Source organism: Pandoraea aquatica (assembly GCF_902459565.1).
GTDB classification, from domain to species: Bacteria; Pseudomonadota; Gammaproteobacteria; order Burkholderiales; family Burkholderiaceae; genus Pandoraea; species Pandoraea aquatica.
This window is the reverse complement of sequence record NZ_CABPSN010000008.1, coordinates 203238-228374: the sequence shown is the minus strand read 5'-3', so window position 1 is coordinate 228374 and position 25137 is coordinate 203238. Positions and strand designations below refer to the sequence as shown.

Annotated in this window: 18 protein-coding genes; 8 read left to right on the top strand and 10 right to left on the bottom strand. The window is 62.8% G+C overall.

The window, feature by feature from the left end:
* The first annotated feature begins 128 nt into the window (after nucleotides 1–128).
* Nucleotides 129–833 (top strand): SDR family oxidoreductase, encoded by a 705-nt coding sequence (locus PAQ31011_RS22440; RefSeq protein ID WP_150577905.1) that lies wholly within the window; start codon nucleotides 129–131, stop codon nucleotides 831–833.
* Here PAQ31011_RS22440 and PAQ31011_RS22435 read toward each other — a convergent pair.
* Nucleotides 817–1728 carry an alpha/beta fold hydrolase gene (locus PAQ31011_RS22435; RefSeq protein ID WP_150577904.1) on the bottom strand — a complete coding sequence of 304 codons (912 nt, stop codon included), beginning with the start codon at nucleotides 1726–1728 and terminating at the stop codon, nucleotides 817–819. The genes PAQ31011_RS22440 and PAQ31011_RS22435 overlap by 17 nt on opposite strands.
* Nucleotides 1729–1885: 157 nt before the next feature.
* Here PAQ31011_RS22435 and PAQ31011_RS22430 point away from each other — a divergent pair, with 157 nt between their 5' ends.
* Complete coding sequence (locus PAQ31011_RS22430) at nucleotides 1886–2800, top strand: LysR family transcriptional regulator (RefSeq protein WP_150577903.1); 915 nt, start codon at nucleotides 1886–1888, stop codon at nucleotides 2798–2800.
* A gap of 178 nt (nucleotides 2801–2978) precedes the next feature.
* Nucleotides 2979–3995 (top strand): serine hydrolase, encoded by a 1017-nt coding sequence (locus PAQ31011_RS22425; RefSeq protein ID WP_174990236.1) that lies wholly within the window; start codon nucleotides 2979–2981, stop codon nucleotides 3993–3995.
* A gap of 77 nt (nucleotides 3996–4072) precedes the next feature.
* On the opposite strand, the gene PAQ31011_RS22420 is transcribed toward PAQ31011_RS22425, so the two are convergent.
* Nucleotides 4073–10255 (bottom strand): autotransporter outer membrane beta-barrel domain-containing protein, encoded by a 6183-nt coding sequence (locus tag PAQ31011_RS22420; protein ID WP_150577901.1) that lies wholly within the window; start codon nucleotides 10253–10255, stop codon nucleotides 4073–4075.
* A gap of 287 nt (nucleotides 10256–10542) precedes the next feature.
* Here PAQ31011_RS22420 and PAQ31011_RS22415 point away from each other — a divergent pair, with 287 nt between their 5' ends.
* Nucleotides 10543–11277, top strand: coding sequence for a response regulator transcription factor (locus PAQ31011_RS22415; protein WP_150577900.1), 735 nt, complete (start codon nucleotides 10543–10545; stop codon nucleotides 11275–11277).
* On the top strand, nucleotides 11187–13169 hold the full coding sequence (locus PAQ31011_RS22410; RefSeq protein WP_150577899.1) for a sensor histidine kinase: 1983 nt from the start codon (nucleotides 11187–11189) through the stop codon (nucleotides 13167–13169). Before PAQ31011_RS22415 ends, PAQ31011_RS22410 begins: the two co-directional genes overlap by 91 nt.
* A gap of 107 nt (nucleotides 13170–13276) precedes the next feature.
* Here PAQ31011_RS22410 and guaA read toward each other — a convergent pair whose 3' ends face one another.
* From guaA to guaB, 3 genes are read right to left on the bottom strand one after another with little or no spacing between them, the layout of a single operon-like run.
* The gene (gene guaA, locus PAQ31011_RS22405; RefSeq protein WP_039398693.1) at nucleotides 13277–14860 is read right to left on the bottom strand and encodes a glutamine-hydrolyzing GMP synthase; all 1584 of its coding nucleotides are present in this window, start codon (nucleotides 14858–14860) and stop codon (nucleotides 13277–13279) included.
* The gene (locus tag PAQ31011_RS22400; protein ID WP_150577898.1) at nucleotides 14835–15527 is read right to left on the bottom strand and encodes a hypothetical protein; all 693 of its coding nucleotides are present in this window, start codon (nucleotides 15525–15527) and stop codon (nucleotides 14835–14837) included. Before PAQ31011_RS22400 ends, guaA begins: the two co-directional genes overlap by 26 nt.
* A 6-nt stretch (nucleotides 15528–15533) precedes the next feature.
* On the bottom strand, nucleotides 15534–16994 hold the full coding sequence (gene guaB / locus PAQ31011_RS22395; protein ID WP_150577897.1) for an IMP dehydrogenase: 1461 nt from the start codon (nucleotides 16992–16994) through the stop codon (nucleotides 15534–15536).
* Between the two features lie 299 nt (nucleotides 16995–17293).
* Here guaB and PAQ31011_RS22390 point away from each other — a divergent pair, with 299 nt between their 5' ends.
* On the top strand, nucleotides 17294–18223 hold the full coding sequence (locus PAQ31011_RS22390; protein ID WP_150577896.1) for a DMT family transporter: 930 nt from the start codon (nucleotides 17294–17296) through the stop codon (nucleotides 18221–18223).
* A 55-nt stretch (nucleotides 18224–18278) separates the two neighbouring features.
* Here the strand turns inward: PAQ31011_RS22390 and PAQ31011_RS22385 are convergent, their stop codons facing one another.
* Nucleotides 18279–18617 (bottom strand): RnfH family protein, encoded by a 339-nt coding sequence (locus PAQ31011_RS22385; protein WP_150577895.1) that lies wholly within the window; start codon nucleotides 18615–18617, stop codon nucleotides 18279–18281.
* Nucleotides 18607–19041 carry a type II toxin-antitoxin system RatA family toxin gene (locus PAQ31011_RS22380; RefSeq protein ID WP_150577894.1) on the bottom strand — a complete coding sequence of 145 codons (435 nt, stop codon included), beginning with the start codon at nucleotides 19039–19041 and terminating at the stop codon, nucleotides 18607–18609. Before PAQ31011_RS22380 ends, PAQ31011_RS22385 begins: the two co-directional genes overlap by 11 nt.
* A gap of 147 nt (nucleotides 19042–19188) precedes the next feature.
* Here PAQ31011_RS22380 and smpB point away from each other — a divergent pair, with 147 nt between their 5' ends.
* Complete coding sequence (gene smpB, locus PAQ31011_RS22375; protein WP_039398704.1) at nucleotides 19189–19635, top strand: SsrA-binding protein SmpB; 447 nt, start codon at nucleotides 19189–19191, stop codon at nucleotides 19633–19635.
* Nucleotides 19636–19787: 152 nt separating this feature from the next.
* On the opposite strand, the gene PAQ31011_RS22370 is transcribed toward smpB, so the two are convergent.
* The 3 genes from PAQ31011_RS22370 to ppsA all read right to left on the bottom strand — a co-directional run bounded on the left by PAQ31011_RS22370 (nucleotide 19788) and on the right by ppsA (nucleotide 23916).
* Complete coding sequence (locus PAQ31011_RS22370; protein ID WP_150577893.1) at nucleotides 19788–20762, bottom strand: SPFH domain-containing protein; 975 nt, start codon at nucleotides 20760–20762, stop codon at nucleotides 19788–19790.
* A gap of 172 nt (nucleotides 20763–20934) precedes the next feature.
* Nucleotides 20935–21369 carry an NfeD family protein gene (locus tag PAQ31011_RS22365; RefSeq protein WP_150577892.1) on the bottom strand — a complete coding sequence of 145 codons (435 nt, stop codon included), beginning with the start codon at nucleotides 21367–21369 and terminating at the stop codon, nucleotides 20935–20937.
* Between the two features lie 156 nt (nucleotides 21370–21525).
* On the bottom strand, nucleotides 21526–23916 hold the full coding sequence (gene ppsA / locus PAQ31011_RS22360) for a phosphoenolpyruvate synthase (RefSeq protein ID WP_150577891.1): 2391 nt from the start codon (nucleotides 23914–23916) through the stop codon (nucleotides 21526–21528).
* 265 nt (nucleotides 23917–24181) lie between these two features.
* Between ppsA and ppsR the strand changes: the two genes are divergently transcribed.
* The gene (gene ppsR, locus PAQ31011_RS22355; protein WP_150577890.1) at nucleotides 24182–25072 is read left to right on the top strand and encodes a posphoenolpyruvate synthetase regulatory kinase/phosphorylase PpsR; all 891 of its coding nucleotides are present in this window, start codon (nucleotides 24182–24184) and stop codon (nucleotides 25070–25072) included.
* Nucleotides 25073–25137 lie beyond the last annotated feature (65 nt).

Here is a 25137-nt window from a genome sequence, read left to right as displayed (position 1 = left end):
TGTTTAGAGTGTCGAAATCTGATTCGTCGGCCGGGTCTCACGGTGTTACGCTTTGAACACTTTCAAATAGTGATAACCCGTCTGACGTGCCCATCGAGCGGCACCCGACGTCATCGGAGGATAGCAGCATGACAGTAGAAAAAGTGGCATTGATTACCGCCGGTGGCAGCGGCATGGGTGCAGCGGCGGCGCGACGTCTCGCGGCGGACGGCTTCAAGGTCGGCATTCTGTCGTCGTCCGGCAAGGGCGAAGCGCTAGCGGCCGAACTTGGTGGCGTCGGCGTGACGGGCTCGAATCAGTCCAATGAATCGCTCAAGGAACTGGTCGATCTCGCGGTGCAACGCTGGGGACGTATCGATGTACTCGTGAACAGCGCCGGCCACGGCCCGCGCGCCGCCATCCTGGAGATCAGCGACGAAGACTGGCATCTCGGCATGGATACATATCTGATGAACGTGATCCGCCCGACGCGTCTCGTCACGCCGATCATGCAAAAGCAAGGCGCGGGCGCGATCATCAACATTTCGACGGCATGGGCATTCGAGCCGAGCGAGATGTTCCCGACGTCGGCCGTGTTCCGTGCGGGGCTGGCAACGTTTACGAAGCTGTTTGCGGACAAGTACGCGAAGGACAACGTCCGCATGAACAACGTTCTGCCCGGCTGGATCGACAGCCTGCCGCAGCAGGAGGTGCGCCGCGAAAGCGTGCCGATGCAGCGTTACGGCAAGGCAGAAGAAATTGCGGCGACGGTGGCCTTCCTGGCGTCCGAGGGCGGCGGTTACATCACGGGCCAGAACATTCGCGTCGACGGCGGACTTACGCGCTCGGTGTAACGTCGAGCAGAAACGGGAGGACGTCGGCGAGCAGCACTTCCGGCGCTTCTTCCGCAATGTAATGACCGCAAGGCAACGGGTGCCCGCGTACGTCGGACGCTACCTGTTGCCATTCGTCGAGCGGCTTGAAGCATCGGTGCACGACGCCCTGCTCCCCCCACAATGCCAGCACCGGCATCGGCAATCGACGCCCTGCATCGCGATCCGCGCGGTCGTGATCGAGGTCGATCGTCGCGGCGGCCCGGTAGTCCTCGCAGACACCGTGCGCCGCACCCGGCAGTGACAGGCATCGTTGATACTCCGCCAAGGCGCGAGGATCGAACGGTGCGAGTCCGGCACTGCGCCGTCCCATGACATCCCGCAAATACGCCGCCGGATCGGCTTCGATCAGGCGCTCGGGCAACGGTGCGGGTTGAATCAGGAAGAACCAGTGCCAGTAGGCGCGCGCAAAGGCGTCGCTGGCTTGTTCGTACATCGCAAGGGTCGGTGCGATATCGAGTAGCACCATGCGTCGGACGATCTCCGGATGATCCGCCGCCAGTCGATGCGCGACGCGAGCGCCACGGTCGTGCGCCAGCACCGAAAACGTCGAATGTCCCAGCGCCTGCATGGCGGACACCATGTCCTGCGCCATGACACGCTTGCTGTAGGCCGCATGATCCGCGTCGCCAGCGGGTTTGGCAGAGTCACCGTAGCCACGCAGATCAGCCAGCACCAAAGTGAAATGTTGGGCGAGCGTCGGAGCAACCTTGTGCCAGATCGCGGACGTTTGCGGGTGGCCATGCAGCATCAGCAGCGCCGGGCCGCTGCCGCCCGTCAACGCGTGAATGTGCTGGCCGTCAGGCGTCGGCAAACGATAGGCGGTGAAGCCGGGGAACAGCGCTTGGGAAGTCATAGACCCTTTTACCTTTTTCTGCGTTCGGGTTCGGTGCGATGCCATGCCTGTGCGATATGCGCGCTCGGCTCCGTATCATGCACATCCTATATTTGATGCAAAACGACATAAAGTGACTCAGAATCACTTCATTGTTAATTTCAGAACACGAATCGCCATGTCAGTCGACGGATTTTCCGATTTGCGCTTTTTTGCGACGCTCATGAAAGAAGGCAGCATGGCGGCCGCTGCGCAGCAAATGGGCATTACGCCACCAGCGGTGAGCCGTCGGCTGGCGCAACTCGAGCATCGTCTTGGCGTGCGACTGCTGCATCGTACGACACGACGCATCAGTCTCACGCCCGAGGGCGATATGTACTTGCAGGACGGCGCACGCATTCTCGGCGAACTCGAAGCGCTGGAGCATGCGGTGACAGGGGCACAGTCGTCGCCTCGCGGCTTGCTCCGGCTGGCGGCGACGCTGGGTTTCGGACGGACGCATATCGCCCCGGCGCTGTCCGCATTTGCGCGCGAGTATCCGGAGGTGGAGGTGCAGTTGCATTTGACGGACCGTCCGGTGAACCTCGTCGAACAAGGATTCGATGCGGCGATCCGCTTTGGTGACCTGCCGGATTCGCGTCTGACGGCGCGACAGCTGATGCCGAATGCGCGGGTGTTATGCGCGTCGCCGGTGTATCTCGCGGAGGCGGGCGAACCGGTGCAGCCATCGGATCTTGCGGGGCACCAATGTATCGTGATTCGCGAGAGCGACGAGACCTACGGCACGTGGCACTTCCGTCAGGCGGATCGTCAGGAGACGGTCAAAGTGCGCGGCATGCTCAGCACCAACGACGGCGCGGCCGCAACGACGTGGGCACTGAACGGTCACGGCATGCTGATCCGGTCGATGTGGGACATCCATCCGTATCTGGCATCCGGTCAACTTCGCACTGTGATGCCGGACTGGACGTTGCCCGCCGCCGATATCAAGCTCGTCTATCCGACGAAAAGTCACCTCTCCGCCAAAACGCGTGCGTTGGCGGACTTCTTGGTGAGATGGTTTCGGGATGTGGCTGCGCGGCCGGAATGTTAGTCGCGACGGGAAAAACGGGGGCGACTACCTAAAACGCGGTATCGATTCGGGCGGGATCATCGTGCTAACGTCGCTGCGAACCTCGATGCGCAAGCGATCCGGAGATGCTCTGAGCGCTGCGCGCCCTACCGGCTTTCCCGGTTTCCCCGGCTTCTCTTACGTTCCGGAGTTCTCTCGCATGACTGAGTTCCAACCTCATCGCAGACGCACCCTCAAGCTCGCTGCCGCCACACTCGCAGCGCCAGCCATCCTCGCGCAGTCCCCCAATGCCATGTCGGCCAGCCGTCCTACGCTCGACGCCGCCGTCCTGCGCTTCGGCAAGCACGAACCGACGACGTCGAGCTGTCTGGTCGTCGCGGACGTCCCCAACGGCACCGGCTGGACCTCGGCGTACGAACCCAATCGATATCTTTTCGTCGGGAGTGCCGTCAAGACGTTCATCCTGGCGCAATTCCTCATCGACGCCGAATTGGGCCGCAACGGTCTCTCCGGCACGAAATTGTGCGACGTGAACGACGCGGTTCGCACGCCGGGCAGTCCTGTGTTGATCGGACTGAGCGGTCAGACGCAATACCGCACCGCACTCGAATCGATGATCGCGCACAGCGATAACATCGGTACCGATATTGCGCTCGCGGCAGTGGGACCGGAGCGCGTACGCACGTTGATCCGTCAGGCACAGCTGAGTACACCGCACGTTCCCGATTCCACGCGAATCCTCTTCTCCTATCTCGCGGGCGCCGCCCCGGGCACCGACCTCGGCTGGGCGGGCATGCAAAAGCTCGAGCATGGCGATAATCTTGGCCTCACGCCGCGTCGGGACGTCATCAACGACAAGCAGACCATGACGAGTTCGGCCGCCGATCTCGTGAACTGGTATCGCGACACATTGAATGGCCGCTTCTTCCACAAGCCCGAGACGCTGGTCGAATTCAAGCGCATTTCAGCCATGGCAGATGCGGCATGGATGACGGTACCCGACGGCCTGCCAGCGTATGGCAAAGGCGGCAGTCTGGATTGGGAGAACTTCCACGCGCTGTGCTTCGCCGCACAGATGCTCGTGGGCAAGACGCGCGTGACGTTTTGCTTCACATGGAATTGGCTCGATGGGAAGACCAGTGTCGAGCGCACCGGCGAATTCATCGACAGCGTTCGCGACGTACTGAAAGCCGCAGCCGACGCCGCGCGGACCTGAGACCCGGTCCCATTGCGCTCATTCAAAGGCCCGGACGATCGATTGTCCGGGCCTTCTTCATATCGACACGCGACGGATCAGAAGTGCTTGGCCAAGCGCAATGCGGCACTTTGCACCGTCTGCGATGGCGCGGTGCGAAGACTGTACTCCGCACGGACTTCGAGGCCCTTGTCCGACAGCAATTCGACGCCCGCCGAGAAGTTGCCGTAGGCGCGCGGCTGCGATGCACTGACCGCAAACGACGCACCGGGGAACTGCACGAACGAGACATCGGTGCCCAGGCGACGGGTCGATGCGAAGCTCATGCCTAGCGACAGATATGGACGCAGTGTCGCGCCTCGCAGATCGAACCGCCCACCCACTTCGATGGCAGGGCTGAGGATGGCCGTCGTATGCCCCTGTGCCGATACGGCGAGATCGAATACGCCTGCGCCGCTCTCGCGATAGGCACCGCTACGGTCGTACACAACGTCCAGATCCGCATAGGGCTTCACGTACCACCCCGAACGATTCAGTTGATACGAGAATCGCGATCGTGCGCCGACGAAAAACGCGTTCGGCTGGCTGCTCGCACGCGCAGTGGCTTCCGGGTAATCGATGATCCGGTTCTGTGTGCCGCTTTCATAACCGCCCAGCAACGCGAGCGCGATCTGCCACGGGCCCATCTGCCGCTTGAGCGTGACGCCAGCGCGAAAACCATCGCTGGAGACATCCAGCGACTGGTCCGACGACCGCGCGTGCGTTACGACGTAGCTCGCCGAGCCGCCCAGGAACCAGTCCGGTGCGATCTCCTTCTGTGCGCCGAACTGGTACGTCACCTGCTGGCTGCGAAAGCCGACGTCGTCGGCCGTATCGTAGCGGTCCGCGCGCGTGCCGAACACCCGCGCCCAAACGCAACTCCCCTCGGACAAACGCGTTCCGCCACTCATGAACTGCGGGCAACTCATCAGGCGATTCAGGAAATCGAAGTTCTCCTGCCCACGGGACCCCGCGCGCATCAGTGACGCCGCGCCGGACAGCGTGTTGAGCGCGCGGCGGTAGCTCGCCGCGTCTCCCACGCTCGCAAACGGCTGGAACAGCGGCCCCGCGTCGACGAGCCCCTGATCCCAAAGCCATTGCAAGTGATTGGCGAACGACGACTGATTGCCATTGAGCGCAACACCTTGCGGTTTGAAGTTGGCGTCGACGGAGATCAGAGGGTCCTGCGTGCCGCCGTAGTGGTCCTTCATCTGATAGCTGAAGACAAGCGCCGTGCTTTTCGCTGTCGCAGGCTCACCCGTTGGCGCACGGTCGAAGTGGCCAATGCCGAGCCAGATGTTCTTGACCGGATTGTGCAGCACAGGCACGACGCTGCCACTGAACGTCAACGCACCGGTCGTCACCAGAAAATCGCTGTTGTGACGCGTGAAATCGAGATCGGGCGCGTACACACCAGTGCCCGTTTGCGAAAACGCGCCGTCGACGGTCGATGCCTGAAACACGCCCGGACCGCCCGGATTGAGCGTGCCGAAGTTCTGCAACAGCCCTGTCGTGACCCGGCTAGCCGTGTACAGTGTGCCGCTTTGCTGGTTGACGAACGTGCTGTCGGAAGTGAGCTGTACGTTGCCCTGAACCCGTCCGGTATTGCTCACATTCGCACGGCTCGCCGATTCGATTGCCGTCGCCGCCGTGAGTGTGCCCGCGTTGTCGATACTCACGTCATCGGTCGTGATCGCCAGCACCCCGATCCCAGACGTCGCGTTGGCGGCCACGGTCGCCCCGCTGCCGATGCTCACGCTGATCGGCTTGCCTTGCGTGGTATCGCTTCCATTGCCTCCAGTGCGGCCAGTACTTATCGCCGCGATTGCCGGCGAGCCCGCGCCCATCGCCACGACGGTCGCGCCCGGCTGGATCGCGACACTCACTGCGCCACCACTGTTCCCGCCCGCGTTGCCCGAGTTCTTGAGCAGGATACCCCCGTCGCTGAACACCGCCCCACCGCCAAGACTCATGGCGAGGATCGCCGGTGCATTGGCACCGTAGGTGGCGACGCCGCCCGCAACGTTGACCGTCACCGTGTTCCCCATGCCCACCGCGCCTGCGATGCCGGTTAGATGGACGACGTTCGTCCCATAAGTGACGGAGGCCGCATCGCCAGCAATGCCACCGCCACCACCGACACTTTGTGCAAGGACACCGACCGCGCCGTCACCGGTCGTCCTCACCTTGCCTGCGACCGATACGTCGACGGCACCGCCATCGTTCGCGCCAGCGGTCGTAAGCGTGTTGTTCTGCGACGCAAGCGTCACGCGACTGGGGGCCATCGTGAGGCCGGCGATACCACCGCCGCCGCCCACGCTTTGCGCGACGATGCCGAACGCATTGCGCCCCTGCGTCTGAACTACCGAGCCGGCGTCCGCCGTCACACTGACCTGCGCCCCCGCGCCCCCGGTTTGTCCCTGCGCGCCCAACTGCAAACTGGTGATCGGCAACGACGAAGGCTGCCCGTCGCTCACCGATGCGACATAACCACCGCCACCGCCAATGCTCTGTGCCAGCACACCGAACGACAGCGCGCCAGCTGTCGCAATCGTTGTCGGCGCGGCGAGGGAGACGGTCACATTGCCGGCCATGCCCAAAAGGCTGTTGGCCCCCGATTGCGACGCGCCGAGTTGCATCACCGGCCCAGCAAGCAATGCCGTCGCGCCGCCGCTCGCGACCCACCCGGCGGCACCGCCGCCGCCCGACACCGACTGCGCAAAGATGCCGTGAGAGAGCGCTCCCGTGGTCTCGATGGTCGCGGCATTCGTCACTGTCACCGTACCGCTGCGAACGATCGCGGGTGCGGCTGCTCCAGTCACCGACGCGCCCAGCGTCAATGCCGGTGACGTCGCCGCCTGCCCTTGCGCGAGATGGGTGCTCGCGTTCCCGGCCAGATTGGCGACGGCAACGCCACCGCCGCCCGCAATGTTCTGGGCGAGCACGCCGCTCGAATCGTCCCCATGAGTACTGATGACACCACCGCTTTTCACGGTCACCGGCAACGACGTGCCGCTCACACTGCTGATCGTCGAGTCATAGGCTGCGCCGAGCGAGAGCGCTAGCGCGGGTTGCGTCACCCCGGCCGTTGCGCCGAATGTGCTGGGTCCGAACGTATAGGCACTTGCGCCAGCGAGTCCCCCGCCGTCTGCAATCCCTTGCGCGAGAATGCCCGGCGAGCTGTCGCCGAGCGTTTGAATCCGGCTCGACGCGCTGCTCGCGTCGACGGTGACCAACCCCGCATAGCCTGCGCCACCGCCTTTCGCGCCAACGCTCACGTTCACATTGTGCTGGGCACTCGCCAGATTGGAACCGAGCAGATCGACGATACGGGTGATGTCGCTCAGAATGCCGGGGGCGTCCTTCGCGGCCCAGTTGGAAAGGAAGACATCGAGGTTCTGCGCCGTCGAAACGCCAGCTCCGCCCCCGCCGCCGATACTTTGCGCAACGATGCCGGGGGAGGCGAAGCCCTTCGTACCGATGGTGCCCGTTTGGGTGACGCCGACCGGTCCGCCGTTGCCCCCGCTCCCGCCCGATCCGCCTACGGCAACATTGGTGCCGGTGTTCGGCGATACCTGAAAATACTGACCGACCTTTCCCGTCACCACACCGAGCAAGCTGTCGATGCTCGACATGAGGCTCGACGCGCTCGTCGACGTCGCCGTCCCGCCACTTCCGCCACCGCCGCCGACGCTCTGCGCGACGATGGCTGCTGCGCCGTCCCCCGTAGTCGTGACTTGCCCGTTGTTGAACACGCTGGCGCCAACGCCATCGCCGCCGCTGCCGCCCGAGCCACCGACGCGCACATCGACACCGACCTTGAGCGAGCCGAATTTCACGTTCAGCGACTGACCGGACGTCTCCAACCACTGGATAATCGTCTGCAACGTGCCTTGTGCCGACGTCGGCGAACCCAGCGTTGCCGAGAACGACTGGGCGGTCTCCTGTTGCACGCTGCCGCCACTGCCGCCGCCACCGCCAACGCTCTGCGCCAGAATGCCGATGGCGTGATCGCCGGATGTCTCGACGATACCCGTGCCGCTATTCGTCACAGTGGCAACGCCACCGAAGCCGCCACTGCCGCCTGCACCGCCGATAGACACACCGACACTGAGGTCCAACCGGCTCCCCGGTGCCGACACCGTCTTCGCGCGTAGCGGGGCGGCGGCGTTACCCCCTGCGCCACCGCCGCCGCCAATGCTCTGGGCCACAATGCCGAGACTTCGGTCACCCTGCGTCACGACATTCCCGTCGTTTTCGACCTGCGCCAACCCACCGTTTCCGCCGCCTCCGCCACGCCCTCCGAGGCTCACATGCGGACTGATCGTGCCAGTCGGGAGATCGGGCCCGAGATCGGGCGCGATAGTGATGCTCGAAGCGCTGGCGAGGCCACCATAGCCGCCCCCGCCGCCAATGCTCTGCGCGACCACGGCGTCGCTACTCACGCCTTGCGTAGTGACGCTCGCGTAGTCGTCCACAGTCACGCGGGCCGTACCGCCCGTGCCGCCACTGCCGCCACTGCCACCGTGACTGACGGCAACACCCAACCCGATACCCACCGTAATGGCGGACGACGACCCGCCCACCCCGCCACCGCCGCCGATACTCTGCACAACAGCACCCGCCGCCCCCGCGCCCGCCGTGGAAATCGCACCCGCCTGATCGAGCGTAGCGGTGCCGCCATCGCCGCCCGCCCCACCGCGACCGCCTGTAGCAATGCCGACGATAATGCCCGTCGTATCCGCGTCGCCGCCATGTCCGCCGCCGCCACCGATGCTCTGCACCACGGTGGCGGGACTCTGGTCGCCCGTCGTGAAAATCGCGCCGTTGTTCTGGACGTAGACGTTGCCGCCTTGTCCGCCGTTACCGCCTGCGCCGCCGCCGATGTTCATCAGCCCCTGACTGATTTCGGCGTTGCCTGCGCCACCGCCGACCGCGTGCGTGAGGATGCCGATCGCATCGCGTCCGTTCGTGAGAATGTTGCCGTTATTGACGATGTTGACCGCAAGCGCTCCGGTATTGCCGCCTGCACCGCCATCGCCGCCGTGCCCCGACCAGGGCCCGGACGCCCCGCCATTGCCACCGCTGCCGCCGACGACCGACACGCGAATCCCGGTCGAGCCGAGGCCCTGCGTTGCAATGCTGCCGGAGTTCGTTACCGACGCACCGCCCGGCGTGCCACCGTCGCCGCCAGAGAAGCCGCTGCCCGAATTGCCGTCGCCGCCGTCACCGCCATTGCCGCCGAGGCTGTAGACGGCGATACCCGGCGCGTTGACACCGTCGGTGGAAATTGCCGCCCCGTTTTGTACGGAGACGTGCCCGGCATTGCCGCCATTCGCACCTTTCACGTCGGTACCCGCACCTTTCGGGCTACTGCCGCCGACGGCGCGGGCCAGAATGCCGGCTTCGCCGGTGCCGTGCGCGGTGATCGTGCCGTCGGCAATCGTCACGTTGACATTGCCTGCGTTGCCGCCCCATCCGGAATCGACATAACCGGCAATGTCGTCATCGACACCGAGGCCGCCCTGACCGCCGAGCGATTCCGCGCGAATCGCAGCACCGCCCGTCCCACTCACTGTGATGACAGCGCCGCCTTTGACCGTGATGTTTGCGTCTCCGGCATTCCCTCCGTAACCCGCATTCAGGCCGGGGGTAAGGCCACCGAAGGAGGGAATGGCACTGTCTTTCCCGTTCCCGCCGACGGATTGGGCCGAGAGTCCGTAGCCGACAGCGTTGACCGAGCCGCCGATCAGCGTGAGGGCGGCCAGATGGCCGTCACCGCCGATGCCATGACCGTCGCTGCGGTTACCCCACAGACCGCCGTCGCCACCGGCAGAGAGCACGCTGACGCCGATGCCGGTGCTCATCACCGTGCTTTGCGCGAGCGTGAAGTCGATGATGCGGCCAATGCCGCCGTTGCCGCCCCAGTGGTCACGGCCGTTGTCGTCGTCGTTGGTGTTGCCGTTTCCGCCGTTGCCGCCACTGACATCGACCAATACGCCGGTGGCGCCGCCCGTCGTCTGAATGTTCAGCCCCGTCACCGTCTGCGTGACGTCCTGACGGCCGTTCTCGCCGTTGTATCCGTTGCTGGACGTGCAACAGCCCCCCGTCGCACCGCGATAGTTGAGTACGTAAGGACCGGACGACTGTGCTACGGCATGACCGGCGAGGATGACGCCGGCCACCCCGCAGAGGGTCTTGAGCCGCAGTGGTGCCGCCAACGCGGCGGATTTGTCTCGCACGCTTCCCCCGAAATACCAGGTCATGTTGCCGCTAAGACAAGCGGTGTGCCCGGTATGCAAAGGTGGTGCGCTTTCGCGATGTTTCGCCGGGTACGCTGAGTTTCGCAGCAACATACCACTCGTTCGACGCGGCATTCCATCCCCCGAAATGAGTAATACGAAGGATCGGCAGTCGATGCCGGTCGAGTGCCCCATCGACCTCCCCTGTTTCGGGGATAGCAGACGCGTTCGCAGGCGTGCTATTTTGCGATACCGATGCTCCGGCCCCCTTCTCCACTTCGTCTGCCATGTCTGCCAGCACGCTTACGAATACCGAACCGGTACTGCCCGGTCCGTTGTTGCTCGTAGAAGACGATCCGGGCATGCAGATCCGCATGCGCGCCATTCTCCATTCCCTTGGCTATGCCGACGACGCCGTGCAGGTCGCGGGGAGTCTTGCGCAGGCGCGGGCGGTGCTCGCCGATGAGCCGTTCGCACTCACCTTGATCGATGTGGGCCTGCCCGATGGCAGCGGCATCGACCTGATCGGCGAGTTGCATGCGCGCGACCCGGCCCTGCCGATTCTGGTAATCTCCGCGTGGAGTACTGAACAGATCATCGTGGGGGCCCTGCAACGGGGTGCCACGGGATATCTGCTCAAGGAGCGCGAGGACGCAGAGATCGCGCTATCGATTCGCAGTGCGCTGCGCGGGGGCGCGCCGATCGATCCGTTCGTGGCACGACACATTCTGGGGCTGGTGGCGCTCGCGCCCGGCGCGTCAGGCACACCGGTGCCGCCTTCCGGGACCGGCAGCGGCGTGGCAGCGGCGCGAATGTCCGATGTCCCGTCGGCGCTCAGCCCGCGCGAAGTCGAGATTCTCGGACTCGTGGCCAAAGGCATGACGAACCGCGAGATTGCAGCATTGCTCTCCATCTCCAGCCTCACGGTCGCATGTCACATCAAGAACATCTACAAGAAGTTGGCGGTCAACTCGCGCACGCAGGCCGTGTTCGAAGCCCGCATCTCCGGCTTGTTGCCCTGACACCGGTCACCCTGATCACCCTGATCACGCTGATCGCACTGCTCTGCCTGTTTGCCGCCCCTGCGCACGCGCAGCGTTCCATCGCCCCACGTCCGGTTTCCGATGCTTCGTTGCCGTTCGAGCGCGTTGAAGCCGTGCGCAGCGACTGGCAGGCGACGCAGCCACCGAGTGCCGGTTGGGTTCCCGTAACGCTGCCGGACGTGTGGACATCGCGCTGGCCGCGTTTCGACGGCGTGGTCTGGTACCGGCTGACATGGCAGGAGCCTTCGCCCGTGAAGCCACGGGGGCTGATGCTGGAATACCTGAACATGGCGGGCGTGGTCTATCTGAACGACAGCCTGATCTCGCGTGACGATTCGCTGGTCGAGCCGCTAAGTCGCGCCTGGAACACACCACGCCATTGGGTCGTCGACGCACCCACGCTTCGCGCCGGTTCCAACGTGCTGCTGGTGCGTGTATCGGGCCTTGCCGCTTATAGTCCAGGACTCGGTCCGGTGCTGCGGGGATCGCCCGGCGACATCCGTTCGGCGTACGACAAGGCGCGATGGCTGCGCCACGATCTGCAGCTTTTCAGTCTAGCGATCACTGTCACGCTCGGTGTCGTAGTGCTGACGCTTTGGCTATACCGTCGGCAGGAGACGTCGTACGGGTGGTTCAGCCTCATGTCCTTTGCGTGGTGGCTCTACGCGGTCAACCAGATCGCCACGCGGCCGTGGCCGTTTGCGACCAACGATGGCTGGCAGTTGTTCGTGTCCATCGCGTTTCTCTTTTACTGTGCGTGCTTCACCATGTTCGTGCTGCGCTTCTGCGGCAGACGAATGCCTCGGATCGAGGCCGTGATGTGGATGACGTTCGGTGTCGGCGCAGCAATGCTGATCGCGGCACCACGGGCCTATACGGAAACGCTGCGCGCGATCTGGGCTGTTGTGCCCGGCGTGACATGGTTGGCAACCTGCGTGCTGCTGTTCGTCCTGACGTGGCGCGAGCGGCAGACCGAACAACGGATCGTTTCGCTTTGTGCGCTCGTATTCGTCGCCGCCGGGTTACACGACTTTCTCGTGTTCTTCGGCATTCTCGACTCCAACGTCTACTACACCGCGCAAACCTCACAGATCCTGATGATCGGCATGGCCGTTGTGCTGGCTCGGCGATTTGCCAACAACGCCCGCCGCATCTCACAGTTCAATGACGAACTACGGCAGGCGATCGACGACGCTCGACGCGAATTATCGTCCACCCTGAATCGTCAGCATGAACTGCAAGTTGCCAATGTCCGGCTCGCCGAGCGGCTCAACCTCGCGCATGACCTGCATGACGGGTTGGGCGGCACGCTGGTGTCGGGCATCGCCGCCATCGAACATGCGCCGCACACGCTGCCACCGGAGCGCTTTCTTGCGCTGCTGAAGGAATTACGGGATGAATTGCGCTTCGTCGTCGACAGCGCAACGGTACATCAGGCGGGAGAGCAGACATTGGCCGAGCAGATGGCTTCGTTGCGCCATCGAATGACGGCGCGATTCGAGATTCAGATGATCGAGTGCGAATGGCGCGTGGAGGGCATTGAGCGATGCGAAATGGGCGCTGCCCGATCACTGGAAGTCCAACGCATTTTGCAGGAGGCGCTGACCAATGTTCTCAAGCACAGCAAGGCGAGCTGCGTGCGCGTCGATCTCAGTGACGTCGACGGCGAATTTACGCTGCGAGTGGAGGACAACGGCGTCGGCTTCGACACCGGTCGTTTTGACGACGCTGGCGACGCCATCCCTCGTACATCGCACGAAGGGACCGGATTGCACAGCATGAGGCGGCGCGCGCAAAGACTTGGCGGCACGATGACGATTGTGCGGGAACGGGATCGCACGGTCGTGTGCGTCAGGATGGGGACCGCTTAGGAGGTCGGTAGCGGCGGCTCAGATTGCCTGAGCCGCCAAACCTCTGTCCCACTATCGTTTCATGAGGACTTTGATAGGGTCCGAAACGGTGGGAGACGACGCGGGGATTACTCCCACTCAATCGTCGCCGGCGGCTTGCCCGAGATGTCATAGACAACGCGGTTCAGGCCACGCACTTCGTTGATGATGCGGTTCGAGACCTTGCCGAGCAGCTCGTGCGGCAGGTGGGCCCAGTGCGCCGTCATGAAGTCTTGCGTCTGCACCGCGCGCAGTGCCACGACCCACTCGTACGTACGGCCATCGCCCATCACGCCCACGCTCTTGACCGGCAGGAACACCGCGAATGCCTGGCTCGTCAGCTCGTACCACGTCTTGCCGCTGTTCGGCTCGACCGTGTTGCGCAGTTCTTCGATGAAGATCGCATCGGCGCGGCGCAGCAAGTCCGCATATTCCTGCTTCACTTCACCCAGGATACGCACGCCCAGACCCGGGCCCGGGAACGGGTGACGGTAGACCATGTCGTGCGGCAGGCCGAGCGCCACGCCCAGTTCGCGCACTTCGTCCTTGAACAGATCGCGCAGCGGCTCCAGCAGCTTCAGACCCAGCGTCTCCGGCAGGCCACCCACGTTGTGGTGGCTCTTGATCGTCGTCGCCTTCTTGGTCTTCGCGCCGCCCGATTCGATCACGTCCGGATAAATCGTGCCCTGCGCCAGCCACTTCGCATTCTTCAGCTTCTTCGCTTCCGCCTGGAACACTTCCACGAACTCGCGGCCGATGATCTTGCGCTTCTGCTCTGGATCCGTCACGCCCGTCAAATGGCCCATGAACTGCGCCGTGGCATCGACGTGCACGACCTTCGCGTGCAGACGGCCCTCGAACATTTCCATCACCATCTTGCCTTCGTTCAGACGCAACAGACCGTGATCGACGAACACGCACGTCAGCTGATCGCCAATCGCGCGATGAATCAGCGCCGCCGCGACGCTCGAATCCACGCCGCCCGACAGACCCAGAATCACTTCCTCGTCGCCCACCTGCTCGCGGATCGCCTTGACGGCTTCCTCGATGTGGTCGCGCATGATCCAGTCCGGCTTCGCACCTGCAATCTCCAGCACGAAGCGCTCAAGCAGTTCACGGCCCTTCACGGTGTGCGTGACTTCCGGGTGGAACTGCACGGCGTAGTAGTGACGCTTGACGTCGGCCATGCCCGCGATCGGGCAGCTCGGCGTCGACGCCATCAGCGCAAAGCCTTCCGGCAGTTGCGTGACCTTGTCGCCGTGGCTCATCCACACCTTGAGCATGCCGTGACCATCGTCGGTACGGAAATCTTCAAGGCCGTCGAGCAGCGGCGTATGGCCATGGGCGCGCACTTCGGCGTAACCGAATTCGCGATGGTTGCTGGCTTCGACCTGACCGCCCAGTTGGACCGTCATCGCGAACATGCCGTAGCAGATACCCAGCACCGGCACGCCAAGATCCCAAACGGCCTGCGGCGCACGCAGATCCTGATCCTCATACGTGCTCGCGTGGCTACCCGACAGAATGACGGCCTTCGGATTGAATTCGCGGATGAATTCGTCCGTGACGTCGTTCGGGTGGATCTCGCAGTAGACGTGCGCTTCGCGAACGCGGCGTCCAATGAGCTGGGTGACTTGCGAGCCGAAGTCAAGAATGAGGATTTTGTCGTGCATCGTGAGGTACGGATGAAGTGGATTCGTTGGACGTCGGCGCCGTGTCGGACGGCACGGGCGTGACAATGCCGGTGGCGCCCACGGGCGCGACCGACGTGCTATTGACGGGTGCGGAGTCGCCGTGAGGCGTCTCCATGCGCGGCTCAGCGCGCGTGCCACGGGTCTCGTCGACGACCCGGGCATCGGCATAATCTCTCGGTGCGTCGCGTCGCGTGTCGCTCACGACACCGCCACGCACCCGCTCGCCTGCCTGCTGCGCCGCCTGTACGCGCTCTTTCGTGCGCACACTCGACGCCAGCTTGACGAGAATTCCGCCCACTACCAGCAGGACAGCCCCGAGCATGGCAAGCATCCACTTGCCACCACTCGACACTACCAACTGGCCGGAGATCAGCCACCCCAGCACGAACGCACCGCTGATCCAGTTGATATGTCCCGTCACTTTCGCGACGGTCGACGTCAACTGGCCGTTTACGGTGGCGTGCCATTGCAGCCAGGCCACGCCGATGAAGGCCACGCCAAGCACCTGCGCATAGAGCACGGGCGATGGCGCAGGCACATCAATGGCCGCATACAGCGATGACCAGAACGACGCAATCAGCAGCACACCAAGTGCCAGATTCAACGCCGCATCGAGGAACAGTACCGTACGCAACATGGCCTTCATGGGTAATTACTCCACGTGGTAGTTGGGGGCTTCCTTCATGATCTGGACGTCGTGCACGTGCGATTCGCGCATGCCGGCGGCCGTGATTTCGACAAATTCTGCCTTCTCGTGCAAGTCCTTGATGGACGGGCAACCCAGATAACCCATCGACGAGCGGATACCGCCGGTCAACTGATGCAGGATCGCGTTCACGCTACCCTTGTAAGCCACGCGGCCTTCAATGCCTTCCGGCACGAGCTTGTCGGCGTTGTTCGCCGGGTCCTGGAAGTAACGGTCTGCAGCACCGTCCTTCATCGCCCCCACCGAACCCATACCGCGGTAGCTCTTGTACGAACGGCCCTGATACAGGAACACTTCGCCCGGCGCTTCTTCCGTGCCGGAGAACATGCTGCCCATCATCACGGTGTGTGCACCCGCGGCCAGCGCCTTGGCAACGTCGCCCGAGTAACGGATACCACCGTCGGCGATCAGCGGAACGCCCGTGTCCTTCAGTGCTTCGGCCACATTGGCGATGGCCGTGATCTGCGGAACACCGACACCAGCAACGATACGCGTCGTGCAGATCGAGCCCGGGCCGATACCGACCTTGACGGCGTCGGCACCGTGTTCGACCAGCGCCAGCGCAGCGCTCGCCGTCGCGATGTTGCCGCCGACGACTTCAATCTGCGGGAAGTGCTTCTTGACCCACTGCACGCGATCCAGCACGCCCTGGCTGTGACCGTGCGCCGTATCGACGACGATCACGTCAACGCCGGCCGCGACCAGCAACTCGACGCGCTCTTCATTGTCGGCGCCCACGCCAACGGCAGCACCAACACGCAGCTTGCCGTGTTCATCCTTGCTTGCCAGCGGGTATTCCGTCGCCTTCGTAATGTCCTTGACCGTCATCAGGCCGCGCAGTTCGAACGCGTCGTTGACGACCAGCACGCGCTCGAGGCGGTGATCGTGCATCAGACGCTCGGCATCGGCCGGGGAAGCACCTTCACGCACGGTGATGAGCTTTTCCTTCGGCGTCATGATCGCGCGCACCGGTTCGTCCAGGCGGCTTTCGAAACGCAGGTCGCGATTGGTCACGATACCGATGAGCTGGGCACCCTCCACGACCGGGAAACCGGAAATGCCATGCTGGCGCGACAGGGCGATCACATCGCGCACCTTCATGTGCGGCGGAATCGTGATCGGGTCGCGCAGAACGCCCGACTCAAAACGCTTGACCTTCGAGACTTCCCGCGCCTGCTCAGCCGGCTTCAGATTCTTGTGAATGATGCCGATACCGCCCTGTTGCGCCATGGCAATGGCCAGACGCGCTTCGGTCACCGTATCCATGGCGGCCGACAGCAAAGGCATGTTCAGGGTAATGTTGCGCGTGAGCTTGGTTTTCAGGCTGGTGTCGCGCGGGAGAACGGCAGAGTAGGCCGGGACGAGGAGCACGTCATCGAATGTGAGTGCTTTTTGGATCAGACGCATGGCAAATCCTATAGGCGCAAAACCGAATTATACAGAAATCGCGCGTTGCATGGCAGGTCTGCCCCACATGTCAAGGGGCTTTTTCCCCGAGGACCGAATTCGGCACCGAATGAGGGCAAAACCGGCAGCCACTCGCCGGGGCATCCCCCTGCCGCCAGCCGTGGCGCGAACGCCTCGCCCGCCAAGTGCCGGATTTCACAATAGGCCTGCGCGGAGCGAATGCTATTCTTGCGCCCTTTCCGGCCGGAATTCGACCGGACGCTTCCTATATTCACCACCAACCACGGACTAGATTTTTCATGGGGAAAGGCATTTCGTACGGACTGGCAGCGGGCGCGCTGTGGGGACTGGTGTTCCTTGCCCCACGCCTGCTGCCCGGTTTCTCGCCGCTGGAGTTGTCGGCGGCGCGCTACGTCCTGTACGGATTGGTCTCGGCAGTATTCCTCGCCCCGCTCTGGCCGCGCTTGCGGCATACCGTCACGAGCAACGACTGGCGGGCGTTATTCCGCCTGAGTCTCGTCGGCAATCTGGTCTATTACCTGTTTGTCGCTGCGTCGGTGCAAATGGCGGGCATCGCGCCGGCGTCGCTGATCGTGGGGGTGCTGCCCGTGACGGTCACGCTGGTCGGCAGCCGCGATCATGGTGCGCTCCCACTATCGAAGCTGGCGGGCCCGCTGGCACTCGTCGTCGCCGGGATCGTCTGCATCAACGTCGACGTCTTCACGCACGCCGCTGCGAGCGGCGGCGACTGGCGGCTGACGCTTGCCGGCGTCGTTTGCGCAGTCGGGGCATTGGCCAGTTGGACATGGTACGCCGTCGCCAACGCCCGATATCTCGCGAAATTCGGACATTTCACGAGTCAAGAATGGTCGTTGCTGACGGGGGTGGCGACGGGGGCGCTGGCGTGCGCACTGGCGATTGCCGCCTTGCTGCTGCCGCATCCGGTGACGGCGGACGTACCACGTGACTGGCAGATGTTTCTGATCGTGAATATCGCCGTGGCCATCGGCGCGTCGACCATCGGCAATGCATTCTGGAACGCGGCGAGCCGGACGCTGCCGCTCACGCTGTCAGGGCAACTGATCGTGTTTGAAACGCTGTTCGCGCTGGTTTATGGCTTCATCTATGAGCATCGGCTGCCTCGTCTGCTGGAGATCGCCGCGGTGGCGTTGTTGCTGGCAGGGGTCAGCGCATCGGTGCGATTGCATTCGCGGGGGTCGACGCACTGATCGAAGCGGGTTCGGGACGAAACCTCCGACCCGCCTCAGCCTTGCGCCGCCTGCCTTAGCTGCCCTTGCGGGCGCTGCCCAGCCACTTCTGCCCTTCGCGGCTGCCTTCATTGCGGACTTTTTCGACGCGTCGCTGCCGCGCCAGCTTCGGATCCGCCTTGAGCGTGCGATAGATCTCGACGCGATCGCCCGCCTCCACGGCCGCATCCAGCGCGCGCACCTTACCAAATACGCCGACCTTCATGCGGCCGAGATCCAACTCCGGAAACCGCAGCAGCAACCCACTGCGCTCGATGGCGTCGCGCATCGTTGCACCTTGCGCAAGCGTCAGCGGGACAATCGTTTGCTCGCTGGGCAGCGCATAGCAGACTTCGACGTTCAGCTCACTTGGCATAAACCGTCTCCGCACGTTTGACGAAGGCGTCTACGAACGTGTTCGCAATGTGGCTGAACACCGGACCGATAACCTTTTCGAGCAGGAAATTCGCAAACTCGTAGTGCAGACCGAATTCGATCTTGCAGGCGTTCTCGCGCAGGGCCGTAAACTTCCACGTGCCGTGAAAACGTTTGAAAGGCCCCTCGACGAAGGTCATCTGGATGGAGTGCGGACGCTCCTGGATATTGCGCGTCGCGAACGAATGCTTCAGGCCTTTGAAGTCGATGAGCAACGACGCTTCCATGCTGTGCTCGTCCTGATGCCGAATATCGACACCGCCGCACCAAGGCAGGAATTTAGGGTAATCGGCGACATTGGTCACCAGATCGTACATTTGCTCGTCGGAGAAATGCACGAGAACGGTTTTACTGACTTCGGCCATCGTCTGTCGGGCTGTGAGTGCGTGCGATGCGTGCGCTGTCGATCGGCGTGTGTCGCAAGCCGCCTCTTGCCGAGACTCTTTGTTAAAATCGCTATTTTACCCGAGCCCGACTCACCGGGTCCGACCAAGTTACCCCGCCAAGGATCCATGAGCATCATCGACAACAGAAAGGCCTTCTTCGACTACTTCATCGAGGAGCGATTCGAAGCCGGCATCGCGCTCGAAGGGTGGGAAGTCAAGGCAATTCGCGCCGGGCGGGCGCAGATCAAGGAAGGTTATGTCGTCATCAAAAATGGCGAAATCTTTCTGATCGGCGCGCACATCAGCCCGCTGCAATCGGCATCGACGCACATCAACCCCGATCCGGTCCGCACCCGAAAACTATTGCTCAAAGCCGATGAAATCAAGAAACTCATCGGCAAGGTCGAGCAACGCGGCTATACGATCGTCCCGCTTAACTTTCACTACAGCAAGGGCCTCGTGAAATGCGAGATCGGGCTGGGCAAGGGCAAGAAGCTGCACGACAAGCGCGAGACGGAAAAGGAACGCGACTGGAATCGCGAGAAGGCGCGACTCATGCGCAACCCGACCTGAGATCGACCTTAGGCGTTATCCGACGCTGAACGACAAGCGACGGGCGACGACTCGCTCGCGCAAAAGAAAACGGCCCGTTCGGGCCGTTTTCTTTTCATCAGTCAATTGTGCAATGTAGAGCGCCTTCCGGCACCCTCCCCCGCCAGCTCACATCAACGGCGCGGGGCAGAATTACCGAAGCCACCGGTGCTCCCGTCGACGGGCGCATTCGAACCGCCCTCGGTGCCGCGCACGATCTTGAGCGCCGAAGCGATCATACCGCTCATGTCCGAAAAGTTACCCGGCACGATCAGCGTGTTGCTCGTCTTGGCGACCTTGCTGAAGGCATCGACATACTGCTCGGCGACCTTCAGGTTGACAGCTTCCATGCCGCCTTGCGTCTGAATCGCCGTGGCAATCTTGTGGATGGCTTCGGCATTCGCTTCCGCCACCGCGAGAATGGCTGCCGCCTCACCCTGTGCCTGATTGATCGCCGCCTGACGCTCCCCTTCCGACTTCTGAATCGCCGCTTCACGCGCACCGGACGCCAGGTTGATCTGCTCCTGCTTTTTCCCTTCCGACGCCGCGATCAGCGCACGCTTCTCACGCTCTGCCGTGATCTGCGCCTGCATGGCGTGCAGAATTTCCTTCGGCGGCGTCAGATCCTTGATCTCGTAGCGCAGCACCTTCACGCCCCAGTTCGCCGCCGCTTCGTCGAGCGCATTCACCACGCTGTGGTTGATGAATTCCCGCTCCTCGAACGTCTTGTCCAGTTCCAGCTTACCGACCACGCTACGCAGCGTCGTCTGAGCAAGCTGTGTAATAGCCACGATGAAGTTGCTCGAACCATACGACGCCTTCATCGGGTCCGTCACCTGGAAGTACAGAATGCCGTCCACCTGCAACTGCGTGTTGTCCTTGGTAATACAGATCTGGCTCGGCACGTCGAGCGGGATTTCCTTGAGCACGTGCTTGTACGCCACGCGGTCGACAAACGGCACGACGATCGACAGGCCCGGCGTAAGCGTCCCGTGATACTTACCGAGACGCTCCACCACCCACGCGTGCTGCTGCGGCACGATCTTGATCGACCGAGCCGCAATGATCACCGCGATGATGAAGAGAATGAATGCGACGTTGGATAACATGTTTTCCCCTGAAGCGCCGACCCTGATGGCCAGCTAGTTCCCCGACGCCCCGCAATGGCGGGACGTATCGTCTGACCGTGACAACGCCGAAGTGTTCTGCCCACGGACCGACATCGGGCGAGAAGCTTCTGCATCGGCCGTCAAACTGTGCGATCCGTGCAAACCTTGCGATCTATGCCGCCACATGCGCGACGTACAACCGGCTACCGCGCACCTCTCGAATGACAAACCATCCGGCATCGGGCACTTCTCCCGGCATCAACTCCACATCCCACTCAGCGCCCCGGTACATGGCGCGCGCCTGACCGTCGGCACGCCATACGTCGACATGCAAACGCTGGCCGATATCGAGATTGGTGTTGGGATCGGCGGAGGCATCGACCTTGATACGACGCCGCCCAAACCGACTGCGTCGCAACAACCAGACCGCCACCCCGGCGACGACCGCCGCCACCACCCACTGCAACGGCGCGTCGGCACGCAGCAGCGCCGCAATACCACCGGCCGCCAAGCCAAGCGCCACCATCAGGAGATAGAACGTCCCGCTCGCCAGCTCCAGCACCACGATCAATCCGGCAACGCCGAACCAAAGCCAAGCCTGCTCCATCGCAACTCCCAGAAACGAAAAAACCCCGGTGTTATACCGGGGTTTATAGCACGAAACACACTGAGCAGCGCACGCATCCCAAGGGATGACCCGGCCTTTCAGTGGCGTCCGAGATGCCGCTCGGACGCTTCCTATTTCAGGCGTTTCTCGCGACGCTTACTTCGCCACCTTGGCGAGTTGCTGCCACGTTTCCACGACCGTGTCCGGGTTCAGAGACATCGAGACGATGCCTTCCTTGACCAGCCACTCGGCCAGATCCGGATGGTCCGACGGGCCCTGACCGCAGATGCCGACGTACTTGCCCTGCGCCAGACAGGCCTTGATCGCACGGCTGAGCATGAACTGCACCGCCGGGTCACGCTCGTCGAAGTCCTTCGCCAGCAATTCCATCCCCGAATCGCGGTCCAGACCCAGCGTGAGCTGCGTCAGATCGTTCGAGCCGATCGAGAAACCGTCGAAGTACTCGAGGAACTGGTCGGCGAGAATGGCGTTCGACGGCACTTCGCACATCATGATCAGCTTGAGGCCGTTTTCACCACGCTTCAGACCGTAGCCGGCGAGCATGTTGACCACACGTTCGGCCTGACCCAGCGTACGCACGAACGGCACCATGATCTCGACGTTCGTCAGACCCATTTCGTCGCGAACACGCTTGAGCGCACGGCACTCCATCTCGAACGCTTCAGCGAAGTCTTCCGAGATGTAACGCGACGCGCCACGGAAGCCGAGCATCGGGTTTTCTTCGTCCGGCTCGTAACGCGAGCCGCCGATGAGCTTCTTGTACTCGTTGGACTTGAAGTCCGACAGACGCACGATCACTTGCTTCGGGTAGAAAGCCGCCGCAATCGTGGCGATCCCTTCCGCCAGCTTGTCGACGTAGAACGCGCGCGGCGACGCATGACCGCGAGCCACCGATTCCACCGCCTTCTTCAGGTCGGCGTCGATATTCGGGTACTCGAGAATCGCGCGCGGGTGAACACCGATGTTGTTGTTGATGATGAATTCCAGACGCGCCAGACCCACACCGCTGTTCGGCAGTTGCGCGAAGTCGAAGGCCAGTTGCGGATTGCCCACGTTCATCGTGATCTTCACCGGGATCTTCGGCATTTCGCCACGCTGGATCTCGGTCACTTCGGTCTCGAGCAGACCGTCGTAGATCTTGCCTTCGTCGCCTTCTGCGCACGACACGGTCACGAGCGCGCCGTCCTTCAGAACGTCCGTGGCGTCGCCGCAGCCGACCACGGCCGGCACACCCAGCTCACGCGCGATGATGGCCGCGTGGCAGGTACGGCCGCCGCGGTTCGTCACGATGGCCGAAGCGCGCTTCATCACCGGCTCCCAGTTCGGGTCGGTCATGTCGGCAACCAGCACGTCGCCCGGCTGCACGCGTTCCATCTCGCTCGGATCCATGATCACGCGCACCGGACCCGCACCGATCTTCTGGCCGATCGCACGACCCGTGGTCAGCACCGGGGCGTCGCCCTTGAGCTTGAAGCGCTGCTCGGCCTTGCCGACCGACTGGCTCTTCACCGTCTCCGGACGCGCCTGAAGAATGTAGATCTTGCCGTCCTTGCCGTCCTTGCCCCACTCGATGTCCATCGGACGACCATAGTGCTTCTCGATGATCAGCGCGAACTTGGCCAGTTCGACGCAATCGTCGTCGGTGATCGAATAACGGTTACGCAGTTCCATCGGCACATCGATGGTCTTCACACGGCCCGGTTCGCCCGGTTGCGTGAATTCCATCTTGAGCAGCTTCGAGCCGAGCGTGCGGCGGATGATCGGGTACTTGCCGGCGTTGAGCGTCGGCTTGAAGACGTAAAACTCGTCCGGATTCACAGCCCCCTGCACGACCGTCTCACCCAGGCCATAGCTGGCCGTGATGAACACCACGTCCTGGAAGCCCGACTCGGTGTCGATCGTGAACATCACGCCCGACGCGCCGCAGTCCGAGCGCACCATGCGCTGCACACCGGCCGACAGCGCCACTTCGGCGTGCGTGAAGCCCTTGTGAACGCGATACGAGATGGCACGGTCGTTGTACAGCGACGCGAACACGTGCTTCATGCGATCGAGCACGTCTTCGATGCCGACGACGTTCAGATAGCTTTCCTGCTGACCGGCAAACGAGGCATCCGGCAGATCTTCGGCGGTGGCCGACGAACGCACGGCGAACGACGCGTCCGGCTGGTCGGCCGTAATGCGTGCGAACTGTTCGCGGATGTCCTTCTCGAGCTGCGGTTGCAGCGGCGCGTCGACGATCCATTGACGGATTTCGGCACCCGCTTCTGCGAGCGCCTTGACGTTATCCACGTCGAGACCCTCGAGACGCTTGGCAACGCGCTCGGTCAGGTTGTTATGCTGGAGGAACTCGCGAAATGCGAAAGACGTCGTGGCGAAGCCACCCGGCACGCGAACCCCTGCGTTAGCCAGTTGGCTGATCATTTCGCCAAGCGATGCATTCTTGCCGCCGACCGACTCGACGTCGGTCATGCGCAGATGCTCAAACGGCACCACGTAGGCGCCGTCGTGTGCTGCGTTAGTCATAAAAGCCCCTAAGGTAAGAAAAAAAATTCTCGGCGGACCGGCTGGGACTGACGTGGGCCGGTCGACCTGTTGGATAAGAAATCGCGCCGTGGCAGCGTCGGGTACCAGGGGCTAGCGCCCGACGTCCTGCATCGAACCACCGTCATTTCCCGGAGCGCCCCGTCAGGCGGGGCTGACATGGAACCGGGCGCGATGGCCGCGCAATTGCTTATCCAACAAGTTGCCGCTATTCTACCGTGCAATGCACCATTTTGCGATTCTGCGCATGAGCGACGCCCTCACCCCCGGAAATTCCCCGACAACCGCCCCTGAGGCCCCTGCCACACCAGTCAAACCGGTGAGCGCACGGCCCGTCTTCATCGTCTCCGATGGCACAGGGATTACGGCCGAAACGTTTGCGCATTCGATCCTGGCGCAATTCGAGATGCGTTTTCGTCAGATTCGCGTTCCGTTCGTGGATTCCGTCGATAAAGCCTATGAAACGGCCCAACGCATCAATGAAATGTATCGGACCGAAAACGTCCGTCCGATCATTTTCAGCACGTTGGTGGATGCCCGGGCCAATGAAATCCTGCGCAATTGCCAGGGCGTGATTCTCGACATGTTCCAGACGTTCATCGAGCCGCTGGAACAGGAGCTCAATCTCAAGTCGATGCATGCCATCGGCCGAGTGCACCAGAACGCCGACAGCGAAGCGTACAAGAACCGGATCGAGGCGGTGAACTTCTCGCTCGCCCACGACGACGGCCAGTCCAACAAGAACCTGCAAAGCGCCGACGTGATTCTCGTGGGTGTGTCGCGCAGCGGCAAGACGCCGACGACGCTCTATCTCGCCATGCAGTACGGTGTGAAGGCGGCCAACTATCCGCTGATCCCGGACGATTTCGAACGCGAAAAACTGCCGTCCACGCTCGACCAGTACAAGGAAAAGATTTTCGGACTGTCCATCGATCCGCAGCGGCTTTCGGAAATCCGAAACGAGCGTCGTCCGGGCAGCAAGTATGCGTCGCTCGAAAACTGCCGCTACGAGGTCAACGAAGCCGAGGCGATGATGCGCCGCGAAGGGATCAAGTGGCTCTCGTCGACGCACAAGTCGATTGAAGAAATCGCGACGACGATCCTTCAGGAAATCAAGCTGGAGCGCGACGTCTACTAACGTCGGCCAACGGCCTGAGATCTATTCAGGACGGTAGTAACGCAAAAGGGACGCATCAGCGTCCC

Excerpts from the sequence above, each read along its gene's own strand:
- PAQ31011_RS22365 (WP_150577892.1), bottom strand. The coding sequence starts at position 21,369 with ATGGAGCAGGCTTGGCTTTGGTTCGGCGTTGCCGGATTGATCGTGGTG.
- smpB (WP_039398704.1), top strand. The coding sequence starts at position 19,189 with ATGAGCATCATCGACAACAGAAAGGCCTTCTTCGACTACTTCATCGAG.
- PAQ31011_RS22440 (WP_150577905.1), top strand. The coding sequence starts at position 129 with ATGACAGTAGAAAAAGTGGCATTGATTACCGCCGGTGGCAGCGGCATG.
- guaA (WP_039398693.1), bottom strand. The coding sequence starts at position 14,860 with ATGCACGACAAAATCCTCATTCTTGACTTCGGCTCGCAAGTCACCCAG.
- PAQ31011_RS22425 (WP_174990236.1), top strand. The coding sequence starts at position 2,979 with ATGACTGAGTTCCAACCTCATCGCAGACGCACCCTCAAGCTCGCTGCC.
- guaB (WP_150577897.1), bottom strand. The coding sequence starts at position 16,994 with ATGCGTCTGATCCAAAAAGCACTCACATTCGATGACGTGCTCCTCGTC.
- PAQ31011_RS22430 (WP_150577903.1), top strand. The coding sequence starts at position 1,886 with ATGTCAGTCGACGGATTTTCCGATTTGCGCTTTTTTGCGACGCTCATG.
- PAQ31011_RS22415 (WP_150577900.1), top strand. The coding sequence starts at position 10,543 with ATGTCTGCCAGCACGCTTACGAATACCGAACCGGTACTGCCCGGTCCG.
- PAQ31011_RS22390 (WP_150577896.1), top strand. The coding sequence starts at position 17,294 with ATGGGGAAAGGCATTTCGTACGGACTGGCAGCGGGCGCGCTGTGGGGA.
- ppsA (WP_150577891.1), bottom strand. The coding sequence starts at position 23,916 with ATGACTAACGCAGCACACGACGGCGCCTACGTGGTGCCGTTTGAGCAT.
- PAQ31011_RS22370 (WP_150577893.1), bottom strand. The coding sequence starts at position 20,762 with ATGTTATCCAACGTCGCATTCATTCTCTTCATCATCGCGGTGATCATT.
- PAQ31011_RS22435 (WP_150577904.1), bottom strand. The coding sequence starts at position 1,728 with ATGACTTCCCAAGCGCTGTTCCCCGGCTTCACCGCCTATCGTTTGCCG.
- ppsR (WP_150577890.1), top strand. The coding sequence starts at position 24,182 with ATGAGCGACGCCCTCACCCCCGGAAATTCCCCGACAACCGCCCCTGAG.
- PAQ31011_RS22400 (WP_150577898.1), bottom strand. The coding sequence starts at position 15,527 with ATGAAGGCCATGTTGCGTACGGTACTGTTCCTCGATGCGGCGTTGAAT.
- PAQ31011_RS22410 (WP_150577899.1), top strand. The coding sequence starts at position 11,187 with ATGTCACATCAAGAACATCTACAAGAAGTTGGCGGTCAACTCGCGCAC.
- PAQ31011_RS22385 (WP_150577895.1), bottom strand. The coding sequence starts at position 18,617 with ATGCCAAGTGAGCTGAACGTCGAAGTCTGCTATGCGCTGCCCAGCGAG.
- PAQ31011_RS22380 (WP_150577894.1), bottom strand. The coding sequence starts at position 19,041 with ATGGCCGAAGTCAGTAAAACCGTTCTCGTGCATTTCTCCGACGAGCAA.